The 5233-nt window shown below is 66.0% G+C and carries 5 protein-coding genes and 1 pseudogene; 4 read left to right on the top strand and 2 right to left on the bottom strand.

Going from position 1 to position 5233, the window contains the following annotated elements; genetic code table 11:
- A pseudogene (locus EOA33_RS23430) lies at positions 1-485 on the bottom strand (citrate/2-methylcitrate synthase); the annotation flags it as partial.
- 109 nt (positions 486-594) lie between these two features.
- Here EOA33_RS23430 and EOA33_RS23425 point away from each other — a divergent pair.
- Positions 595-1698 carry a citrate synthase/methylcitrate synthase gene (locus EOA33_RS23425; protein ID WP_126057907.1) on the top strand — a complete coding sequence of 368 codons (1104 nt, stop codon included), beginning with the start codon at positions 595-597 and terminating at the stop codon, positions 1696-1698.
- Positions 1699-1906: 208 nt separating this feature from the next.
- On the top strand, positions 1907-3037 hold the full coding sequence (locus EOA33_RS23420; RefSeq protein ID WP_126057908.1) for a patatin-like phospholipase family protein: 1131 nt from the start codon (positions 1907-1909) through the stop codon (positions 3035-3037).
- 27 nt (positions 3038-3064) lie between these two features.
- On the opposite strand, the gene EOA33_RS23415 is transcribed toward EOA33_RS23420, so the two are convergent.
- Positions 3065-3661, bottom strand: a complete 597-nt coding sequence (locus tag EOA33_RS23415) for a TetR/AcrR family transcriptional regulator (RefSeq protein WP_126057909.1) — start codon at positions 3659-3661, stop codon at positions 3065-3067.
- 124 nt (positions 3662-3785) lie between these two features.
- On the opposite strand from EOA33_RS23415, the gene EOA33_RS23410 reads away from it, so the two are divergent.
- Entirely contained in the window at positions 3786-4247 is a 462-nt protein-coding gene (locus EOA33_RS23410; protein ID WP_126057910.1) for a (2Fe-2S)-binding protein, read from the top strand.
- 2 nt (positions 4248-4249) lie between these two features.
- Positions 4250-5233, top strand: a 984-nt coding sequence (locus tag EOA33_RS23405; RefSeq protein WP_145989249.1) for a molybdopterin cofactor-binding domain-containing protein, incomplete at its 3' end; no start/stop codon positions are given.

Below are 5233 nucleotides of genomic sequence, written 5' to 3'. Positions count from 1 at the left end.
TCGCGGTAGAGCGTGGCTGGCCCGCGTCCCAGCGAAGGCCGGCCTTCGGCAGCCAGTTCAGCCAGCGTCGCGAATGCCGCGCCGCGACCGCTCTCGCGCGCGTCATGGCGGCCGGGCGAGGCAAACGACACCGGGACGTCCGCTGCCCAGAGCAGGCTTGCCGTCTCCTCCAGCGTGGCCGCGCCGGAGAGCGCCACAGCATCCTTGCCGCGATAGAAAAGGCCGCCATGCTGGATGGTCGAGATCGTGGTGGCAAAAGCCGGCTCGCCCCAGTCGATGGCGCTTTCTGCGATCGCTCGCGGGCTTCGGCCGCGCGCGCGGCGCGTGGCGAGGGCGGCGATGTCGTCGGCGCGATACTGGCTGCGGCGCGGATCGGCTGCGTCCGGACGCATGCCGATACGGCCACGGCTGACATAGGCATAGAGCGTCTGCGGCCGCACCTTGAGCCGTTCCAGCGCCTCCTCACGCGTCAGCCATTCGGTCATGTTGTTTGTCATGCAGCCGATTGCTTGGACATATTGATTCACTTGATCAAGATTGATGCCTCGAACTTGTACCATTAATTCAAGTCCGTAAATGGCGAAGGAGACGGACATGGCAAACGGGCTCGATGATGTGGTGGCGGCGGAAACCGTGCTTTCCGATGTCGACGGCCTCGGCGGCCGGCTGACGATCCGTGGCCATTCGCTGCCGGAACTGGCCGGCCGTTGGCGCTATCCGCAGGTGGCGCGCCTGTTGCTCGACGGCTTCTTCGACGACCTTCCCGGCGATGCTGAACTGGCCGAGGCGATCGGCCGGGCGCGGGTCGAGGTGTTCCTGCGGCTCCAGCCGATTTTTCCGACGCTGGCCGCGCTCGATGTCTACAGCGGCATGCGGGCCGGCATCGCCCTTTTGCCGGACGGCGGGACGTTGACGGATGCGCTGCGGCTGATCGCGGCGCCGGCGGTGCTGACTCCGGCCTTGCTGCGGGCGGGACGCGGGGACCAGCCGGTCGCACCAAACAAGGATGCCGATCATGCCGCCGACATGCTGCGCATGCTTGGTGGCAGCGCGGCCTCGCCCGATCTGGCCAAAGCGCTCGACACCTATCTCGTCACTGTCTGCGACCATGGTCTCAACGCCTCGACCTTCGCCACCCGCGTCGTCGCCTCGACTCAAGCCGGGCTGACCTCGGCGATTCTGGCTGGCCTAGGCGCGCTCAAGGGGCCGCTGCATGGCGGCGCGCCCGGACCGGTCATCGAGATGCTGGACGCGATCGAGGCGTGCGGCGACGGCGCCGGCTGGCTGCGCGACGAGATCGCGCAAGGCGAGCGCATCATGGGTTTCGGCCACCGCATCTACCGGGTGCGCGATCCGCGCGCCGACGTGCTGAAAGCGGTGGTGCGGCAACTGGCCACCCGCAAGGGGCCAGGTAGCGGGAAGATGGGCAGCCGGCTGGCTTTTGCCGAGACGGTGGAGCAGGCGGCGCTCGACGTGCTTCGGGTCGCCAAGCCGCAGCGTTCGATCCAGACCAATGTCGAGTTCTACACTGCGCTCCTGCTGGAAGCGGCAGGCTTCCCAAAGGACGCATTCACCAACGTCTTCGCCGCCGGCCGCATCTCGGGCTGGATCGCCCATGCGCGCGAGCAGCAGACGACAGGACGGTTGATCCGGCCGCAGTCGCGCTATGTCGGGCCGGTGCCGGATCTCGTCGCCTAAGGCGGCCAGCCCATCTTGATGAATGTCGCCTCTCCGCCAAAAGGCGGTGAGGCTCTTCTTCATGACCGAAATTTCATGTGATCACGCGACCGTGTTCGTGTTCTTGCCTTGGTCAGGACTTATATGCTGCACTGCAACATAGGTCCGCTGCCGGCGCGTCGCCCGATTCCGGGCAGGACGAGGCCGGCCATTCAACGACAGGAACGCCATGACGACCAACGGCAAGGCGGAGGAAAAGAAGAAGATCAACATCGCGCTTCAGGGGGGCGGCTCGCACGGCGCCTTTTCCTGGGGCGTTCTCGACAGGCTGCTGGAGGATGGAAGGCTAGAGATTTCAGCCGTTTCCGGCACCAGCGCCGGCGCGATGAACGCGGTGGCGCTGGCCGACGGCTTTGTCCGTGGCGGCGTCGAGGGAGCACGCAAGAAGCTCGACGATTTCTGGCGCGCGGTGGCGCGGAAAGGCCGCTTCAGCCCGGTGCAGCGCATGCCGTGGGATGTCGCCTGGGGCAACTGGTCGATCGAGAACACGCCGGGCTATGTCTTCTTCGACACCATGTCGCGGGTGTTCTCGCCCTATGTCGCCAATCCGCTCGGCCTCAATCCGCTGCGCGACGTGGTCAAGCAGGAGATCAACTTCTCCAATGTGCGCGCCTGCAAGTCGGTGGAGCTGTTCATCTCGGCGACCAATGTCGAGACCGGACAGCTGCGCGTCTTCTCCGACGGCGAGATCGACCTCGACACGGTGATGGCCTCGGCCTGCCTGCCGCAACTGTTCCGCGCCGTCGAAATCAAGGGCGTGCCCTACTGGGATGGCGGCTATGGCGGCAATCCGGCGCTCTATCCGTTCTTCAAGACGACCGCCACCGAGGACGTGCTCCTAGTCCAGATCAATCCGGTGGTGCGCGATGGCACGCCAAAGAGCGCCAACGAGATCCAGAACCGCATCGACGAGATCACCTTCAATGCCGGACTCCTGCGCGAATTCCGCTCGATCGCCTTCGTCAAGGAACTGATCGCCGCCGGCCGGCTGCCGCATGGCGAGTACCGCGACATTCGCATGCACCGCATCGATGCCGACGAGGCTTTCAAGGACCTGTCGGCATCGTCCAAGGTCAACGCCGAATGGGCCTTCCTCGCCTATCTGCGCGATCTTGGCCGCAGCGCCGCCAGCGACTGGCTGGAGGAGAATTATGACGCCGTCGGCAAGCGGCCGACGCTCGATCTCTCCGGCGAACTCGACGACGGCTTCAAGCCGATGCGCGGCCCGGCGCCGGGCCGGCGGGTAAAGGAGTTCCTCGCGGCGCGCAGGAAGCCCGAGCAAGCGCGGCGCCAAGCCTAGCTCGACCGGGGGCGCCGACCGCCGACGTCATCCTTTCCGCAGCGCCAGGTCGATCAGCCTGATCAGCGCGGCGGCGGCCCGTCGCTGCTCGTCCGGATTGCTGATGCGCATCTTCATGCCTTCCAGCCCGTCGAGCAGCATGTCGGCCAGCAGCCGCGCCGAAAGCCCCTTGGCGGCGAGGTCGACGCCGTTCCGTTTCACTTCGCCCTCGACCGCGCTGGCGATGTGCTCGACAAGGCCGTCGCGCCAGCAGCCGACGAGGTCGGCGACGCTCGACTTCAAGTCGAGCAGTTCGGCGCCGTGCGGGGAAGCACGGACAGCGCCGATCATCGAGATCAGCGCTGCGTCGACGGCGCGCATCGTGCGTTCGGCGAAGGTGCCGCCGCCTTCGAGCTCGCTCTTCGCCTGCTCGATGGAGCGACCGAGCAGCATCAGGGCGATGGCGCGGAAAATGTCGGTCTTGTTCTTGAACAGCAGATAGAGCGCCGGCCGCGACATGTCGGCGGCGCGCGCGATGTCGTCCATGGTGGTGCGCGTAAAGCCATAGGCGAGGAACACCTTCATCGCGCCTTCCAAAATGCGGGCGCGCTTGGGGTCGGCGGCGATGTCCTCGGCTTCGATCATGGCGAACAGTCTACCCTGTGCAAACTCTATTGACAAAATGACGGATTTTGTCAAGGTGTATGAAGACGAAATGGCCGCCTTGCCATTTCGCTTCTGGTTATAGACGACAACGAAGGATATCCCCATGCGCCTCACCGTCGACGGGCAATCATTCGACATCGATGCCGATCCGGGAATGCCGCTGCTGTGGGCGCTGCGCGATCTGATCGGCAAGACGGGCCCGAAATTCGGCTGCGGCATCGCCGCCTGCGGTGCCTGCACGGTGCATGTCGACGGCCTGCCGGTTCGCTCCTGCTCGCTGCCGGTCGGGGAAGTCAGCGGCGCAGTCACCACCATCGAGGGCATCGGCACCGGCGGCAAGCTGCATCCGGTGCAGCAGGCCTGGCTGGAAGAGCAGGTGGCGCAATGCGGCTACTGCCAGGCCGGCCAGATCATGAGCGCGGTGGCATTGCTCGAGGAGGTGGCGGACCCGAGCGACGACGACATCGACAACGCCATGGGCGGCAACCTCTGCCGCTGCGGCACCTATCCGAAGATCCGCGCGGCGATCAAGAAAGCCGCGGCGCTGAAGACGGCGGGGCTCTGATCATGGCCAGCATCGGAAAGATCGCCCGCCGCACCTTCCTCATCGGCGCCGCCGCTGTCGCCGGCGGTGTCGCCGTTGGCTACTATTACTACCGCAAGCCCTTCGCCAACCCGCTCGAGGCCGATCTCGGCAAGGGCGAGGCAACCTTCAATCCCTATGTGAAGATCGGCGCCGACAACACCATCACCATCGTCGCGCCGCGCGCCGAGATGGGGCAAGGCGTGTCGACGACGCTTGCCGCCATGGTCGCCGAGGAACTCGACGTCGGCCTCGATCAGGTCAAGGTCGAGCACGGCCCGGCTTCCTATGCCTATTACAACGCGGCGATACTCCAGGAGGGCGGTCCGTTCCCCTTCTTCGACGAGAGCATGACGGCGGAAGCGGTGCGATCCGGACTCGGCGTCGTCGGAAAGCTGCTCGCCCTGCAGGGCACCGGCGGCTCGTCCTCGATGCGCGACGGGTTCGACAAGATGCGGCAGGCGGGCGCGGCCGCCAGGCAGATGCTGATCTCGGCGGCGGCGCAGAAGCTCGGCGTTTCCGCCGGCGAACTGGAAACCGCCAACGGCGCGGTCCTGCATAAGGCGTCGGGCAAATCGGTCACCTATGGTGAAGTCGCCGCCTCAGCCAGCGCCATGCCGCCGCCGGCCGAGGTCAGGCTCAAGGACAAGGCCGACTGGAAGCTGCTCGGCAAGCCGCAAAAGCGCGTCGACATGCTGGCCAAGGTCACCGGCGCGCCGATCTTCGGCATCGATGTCAGGCTGCCGGAGATGCTCTACGGCACGGTGAAGATGAGCCCGCGCTTCTGGTCGAAGCCGGTGAGCGCCGACCTCTCCAAGGCCGCGAAGATGCCCGGCGTGGTCAAGATCGTGCCGATCGAGACCAGCTACGGTCACGGTTTCGGGGTCATCGCTGAAAACACCTGGGCGGCGTTCAGAGCCGCCGAGGCGATCGAGGCCAAATGGGCCGACCCCGAATATCCGCTGGAC

The sequence above is a fragment of the Mesorhizobium sp. M4A.F.Ca.ET.050.02.1.1 genome (assembly GCF_003997725.1).
Classification (GTDB): Bacteria; Pseudomonadota; Alphaproteobacteria; order Rhizobiales; family Rhizobiaceae; genus Mesorhizobium.
Note: the sequence above shows the minus strand (reverse complement) of the source record. Positions and strands in the feature narration are given on the sequence as shown.

Coding starts and splice junctions, on each gene's coding strand:
- EOA33_RS23425 (WP_126057907.1), top strand. CDS start 595: ATGGCAAACGGGCTCGATGATGTGGTGGCGGCGGAAACCGTGCTTTCC.
- EOA33_RS23420 (WP_126057908.1), top strand. CDS start 1,907: ATGACGACCAACGGCAAGGCGGAGGAAAAGAAGAAGATCAACATCGCG.
- EOA33_RS23415 (WP_126057909.1), bottom strand. CDS start 3,661: ATGATCGAAGCCGAGGACATCGCCGCCGACCCCAAGCGCGCCCGCATT.
- EOA33_RS23410 (WP_126057910.1), top strand. CDS start 3,786: ATGCGCCTCACCGTCGACGGGCAATCATTCGACATCGATGCCGATCCG.